The 4,952-nt window shown below is 37.2% G+C and carries 6 protein-coding genes; all 6 read right to left on the bottom strand.

Annotated features, from left to right (window positions below; translation table 11 throughout):
• Positions 1-587 (bottom strand): hypothetical protein (locus WA010_RS12365; RefSeq protein WP_422557422.1); only part of this gene is annotated, 587 nt, incomplete at its 3' end.
• Positions 588-751: 164 nt separating this feature from the next.
• A complete protein-coding gene (locus tag WA010_RS12360) occupies positions 752-982 on the bottom strand; it encodes a DNA-binding protein (protein WP_422557421.1) in 231 nt (76 codons plus the stop codon).
• A 59-nt stretch (positions 983-1,041) separates the two neighbouring features.
• The gene (locus WA010_RS12355; protein WP_422557420.1) at positions 1,042-2,181 is read right to left on the bottom strand and encodes a PD-(D/E)XK nuclease family protein; all 1,140 of its coding nucleotides are present in this window, start codon (positions 2,179-2,181) and stop codon (positions 1,042-1,044) included.
• 7 nt (positions 2,182-2,188) lie between these two features.
• On the bottom strand, positions 2,189-3,118 hold the full coding sequence (locus WA010_RS12350) for a 5'-nucleotidase (RefSeq protein WP_422557419.1): 930 nt from the start codon (positions 3,116-3,118) through the stop codon (positions 2,189-2,191).
• A 12-nt stretch (positions 3,119-3,130) separates the two neighbouring features.
• Positions 3,131-4,009 (bottom strand): exonuclease domain-containing protein, encoded by an 879-nt coding sequence (locus WA010_RS12345; protein ID WP_422557418.1) that lies wholly within the window; start codon positions 4,007-4,009, stop codon positions 3,131-3,133.
• A 142-nt stretch (positions 4,010-4,151) separates the two neighbouring features.
• Positions 4,152-4,952 (bottom strand): DUF4116 domain-containing protein (locus WA010_RS12340; protein ID WP_422557417.1); only part of this gene is annotated, 801 nt, incomplete at its 5' end.

Raw genomic sequence — 4,952 nt, 5'->3', positions numbered from 1 at the left:
CTTGTGAGGCTTGAGAGTGTACTGACCTGATTCGGAACCGTTTGAACAATAGAGTTGATTTTTGGTAAATCTACCGCGTATTTGATCGCATCGGATTTATTCGCTGAGATTGCTTTGACGAGATTTTGAGCACGAACAAGTCCTTCGCTATCTTTAAGCGCGACGAGCAACAAATTGCTGATAGATAATCCAACTTTTTGCTTTTGCACCGCAGTCAATTTCTTTGCTTTTTCCTGAACCTCTTTGGACTTTGTTAATGATTCCGTATACGCCAATTCGTCCTGATTGAGTTTCAACACAGCGGATTCTTTTTCAGAATTTTGAGGCATAGAGGCGATCTTTTTTTCCGCTGCCGAAAATTCTTCCAGCTTCTTTTTATCGCCTAAAGCACTGTTAATGACCAATACGCTGTTATGCAGACCTTTTTCGGCATCCTGAAAGTTTTTGAGAACGTTCTGGACTTCATCAGCGGATACTGACGAACTGCTTCCGCCCCCTAATCCAACGGAAGATGCCATATCCCCAAACATACCGGCATTTAAGCCGACCGCACACACCAATGACAAAATAATCGTATTACGCAACATGAAAGACCCCTTGTAGTCAAATATTTTTGAAACAAGGAATCTTATCCGGACAAGTGGTCATTGTTTGTCCAGTTAATAAGAGTAAGATAGTAAACTATAGGAGTGATTATGTAGAAAATTCATACCATTTTTGGTATGAATAATTTTAAGAAAGAATTTTGATCTCAGACAATTCCTAACGTTACATCAAACTCATTTGTGATACTTAACGATTCATTACGAACTTTCAAAGAGGCTCTTTGTATCTGTAATCTGAGCTGTTCTTTTTCCAATGTCTCTTTATAATTAATAACGGCATTTCTAATGAGTTCACTTCGTGAAGTACCGAACTTTGCCACCATGTCATTGAGCATCATGAAAAAATTATCATCCGTTTCTAGTGTTATTGTATGCACTATATCACCTCATAACCATATATAAAAGTATTATTTAAGTATTAGCAAAAGTATTCAAATTATTTTGATAATGATGAAATCCAATCACTACAAGCATGAATTATTGCCTCCATCAACTCATCATTTATTTCCTCTTCAAGATGTTGATAACCATACCAAACAGATACTATCTTAAATTTATATTGCGAATATGGAGTTTTGATTCGATTTATACTTTTATTTGGCAGTTGCATAGGTTTTGTCATGCTCAAATCTGATGTTTCATCAGTACAAATAGAAAAACTTAACCCTTTGTTTTTAGAATAAACTATACGGAAAATAAAACCAGATTCATCGACTTTAAAAAATAAATTTAAAACATCGCCAGTAGTTTTCTCACATACAATCGTGCTTTTATTTTTTAAAAAATTGCGTATAAAATCATTCTTTGATGGTCTGTTGGCGAATAGAATTTCAAGTGCTTCTTTATAGTCTGGATTTATCCATATTTTTTCACATATCATTTTAATTTCATTATTCGTCACAATATCTCTCCGTAAAAGTAAATCAACATAATGTTCCACTATGAGTCTCGATTCGATTGAAAAAGAAAAGTTTTCATTTTCAAGTATGGACTGAAGTATAATATAAATTTTTTCATACCATGCTACAAGATAAAACTGAAGATTATCATTACCATCTGTCGATGCTTCATCAGGTAAACTTCCGTCAATTGTTAAAAAAATACCTACACAGTGATAGTCCGGAAAATCCGCTGCAACAATATTTTTGTATTTGGCAAGTTGTTCTGAACTTTCTTGTGCAAATACTTTATTTTCTACTACAAATACAAATTTATTTTTTTCGTCTATTAGTAAAATATCAATATTTTTATATTCAAATCTAACATCAATAGACTTATTTGCAGGTGACAAATAAATATATTCTTTTAAAATTTGAAGTTTTTCATCGTCAAATCCATAATCCTGCTCTTGTGTAAATGTAATTGCATGCTTTAAAAAATTAATGAAAAAATGGTCCTTAATATCATGACCAGTACTCATCAACCAACCAAGGATTCTTGAATGTTTAATTTCTTGAGAACCCATACCGGCAATCTCGAATATATTAGTAGATTTTAAATGGTTATTGATTCTATTTATAGCTTCATTGATTTCATCGTTAAAGATTAAAGCTTCTATTTTACTTTTTTCGTTCATTAATATTTTACCTATCCTTTTTGATCACCATCGCCTCAATACTCTCATGTATCACCTTCGCACTTGGGACCACCGATGAAGAGAGGTTCAAATGGACATCCTGATCGTCGAAAAATATATCTGCACCGAACGCTTCCAAAACCTCATACTTATCGGTTCCACCGAGAAAAAAGGCTTCATCGATCCTCACACCCCACGTATTTAGTGTTTTGATCACCCTCTCATGCGTTGGTGCCCCTCTAGCGGTGACCAATGCGGTTCTAATCGGCGATTCTTTATCTTTGAACTTGTCTTGGATTTTAGAGATTGTAAAGAGGAACTTGGCAAAAGGACCTTGCTCCATGGGGTTGTGCATATTGCTCTTTTCGTGCTCGATAAAGGCTTCAAGACCATGCTCTTTATACACTAGCTCCGATTCTTCGGAAAACAGTACTGCGTCACCATCAAACGCGATTCGTACCTGATCACCCAGTGAGTTATGCACGTTCTCATGGGAGGGGAGGATTTTCGCGGCGGCGACACCACTTTTTATCGCATTGATGACATCGGCATCATTAGCGGATAAGAAAAGATCGACTTTAAAGGCTTTGAGATAATTGGACAGATCATTTCCGCTTGTCCATCCTGATCGGCTGATGTCGAGACTGCACTCTTTGATCGCATTGGTGATACGTAAACTCGTAGCCGCATTGTTTTTGGAGAGGATGATTACTTCTACTTGTTTCTCAGTAGCAGGAAAATAGGAGTTTATTTTCAAAAGATTTTCAACCAGTCGGTATCCAGTCCCTTTTGAAAGAGGAGTATTCTCGTTTTGGAGCTGATAGTCGTAGTAACCATCCAGTCCGATCTCTTCGAATATCTTGTTTTCGGCTTCGAGGTCAAAGAGTGCTCGTGAAGAAACCGCAACTACTAATTTATCGCTTAGATTGTAACCCATGTCTCTTCTTTCTCAGGCATTCAAGACATTCGTGATTGCTTCGCGGGTTTCCGCATCAAGGCGTTCGGCATTATTCAAAAGCCATGTTAAATAGGCGGGATCAGACTGCGCTACTTCCGCAGGGGTTTTACCTCGATATTTCCCGAATCCTATCGTAATCACAGCTGTCGCTTTAGTCGCTTCCATATGGTGAAGCAATGTGGCACGTAAATCACCATCGAGATCAAAGTTTTCAAGCATGTATTTGAGATCGTTACGGGCTTCGATTGCCACCTCTTCAAAGCGTTTCCCTTTGTGTTTGCCAAAAGGGATATATTCGAGGATGATTGGTTTGGAACACAACTCGATCATCGATTCTACGGTGTGTGATTCAGTGAGCTTTTCATAAAGATGTTTAAGAACGATTACATCTCCCAACGCATCATGAGCGTTGATGACGATTTCAAGCTTGTCTATCAACGGTTGCTCTTGTTTATACAATCCCCACTGGTATCGTTTGAACTGAAGCCCATGTGGAGTATCGAGAGGATGAAGAGCACGAAGAACACGGAATGTAACGATGAGCTTCATCTCTAAACCCATCCCCTCTTTGGCTAGCATCCCCAAATCAAATTCGGCGTTTTGGATCACCATCAGATTATCAGGCGTGTTTAGTTCTACGAGGCGTTTGAACGCGGTCGTCTCAATACACGTCGGTGTCCCCTCGATCATCTCGGGAGTGATGTGATGAACCGCCATCGCCTCAAAACTAATCGGAAGCGCTGGAGTACAAAGATCGTTGCGAAGCTCTAAAATCTCACCCTTCTCATCGCAGACAAGATAGCTGAGTTGACAGATACAATCTGCTTCCCCTGCTCCAGTGGTTTCAGTGTCTAATACGATGATTTTCATAATGTATCTTTTTGTGTTGATTTTAATATAATTTCACTTAAATAGAGTGTTTTTCAAACCACTTCTTTACAGTAAAATAAGCCTCTTCACTAGTTTCTGCACTCGTATATAAAATTGTTTCACGGTACTCACACCCACAAAATCAGTATGCCCTTGCTTTTCTTTGTGCTAAAAGCTTTAGACTCTCATCTGCTTGTAATCTACTGCTAACATATACAAAATTTTTACCATTAGCTTCTAATGCTATTTTCACCACATCATCGTCATCTCGTAACCGTTCACTGGCTTGTGCAAGTTTAACACCATGCTGAAGAGCAAACATCACTATTTCTTTGTCATCAAATAGATATTTACGATAATCCACATGCAGATCTCTGGTTTGTTTTATGGCTTCAAAAATCAGCTCTTTTTTACTTTTCAATCGTTTACTTGCATTCATTAACGAATATCCTGAAATTTCAATCGCTTGTCTGATAAAATCCTCATCATCTTTCAATGCATCAGTTATTTCATCGAACATAAATGCGTTATCTTTATTACTATGCAGATACTCTAGTATAAATTCTTTATCACCTCGAAGTTCACGACTTGCATATTTAAGTGGTCCGGGATGATATCTATCATTTTCTTTTATAAGTTTGAATATAAAAGATCTGCTGTTTTTCAATCTGTTACTGGCATATTTTAGTGACCATGTATGTTTCGATACAGCAGCTAAAACAACCGTTTCATCATCTTTTATCTCATCACTTAAAAATTCTAAAGCATCTGAGTAGTATTTGATGATCTCTAGCGAAAAAGCTTTATCATTTTTCAACCTGCTGGAAATAAATATCAGCCACGAAAAGTCAGAAGTGCTTGCAAACTTCATATATTCAAGTATAAAGTTTTCATTATCTTTTAATTTTTCCGAGGCCATGGAGAATGCAAAGGTATCTATGTC

The organism is Sulfuricurvum sp. (genome assembly GCF_049305995.1).
In the GTDB taxonomy this organism is placed as follows: domain Bacteria; phylum Campylobacterota; class Campylobacteria; order Campylobacterales; family Sulfurimonadaceae; genus Sulfuricurvum.
Note: the sequence above shows the minus strand (reverse complement) of the source record. Positions and strands in the feature narration are given on the sequence as shown.

Excerpts from the sequence above, each read along its gene's own strand:
- WA010_RS12345 (WP_422557418.1), bottom strand. The coding sequence starts at position 4,009 with ATGAAAATCATCGTATTAGACACTGAAACCACTGGAGCAGGGGAAGCA.
- WA010_RS12350 (WP_422557419.1), bottom strand. The coding sequence starts at position 3,118 with ATGGGTTACAATCTAAGCGATAAATTAGTAGTTGCGGTTTCTTCACGA.
- WA010_RS12355 (WP_422557420.1), bottom strand. The coding sequence starts at position 2,181 with ATGAACGAAAAAAGTAAAATAGAAGCTTTAATCTTTAACGATGAAATC.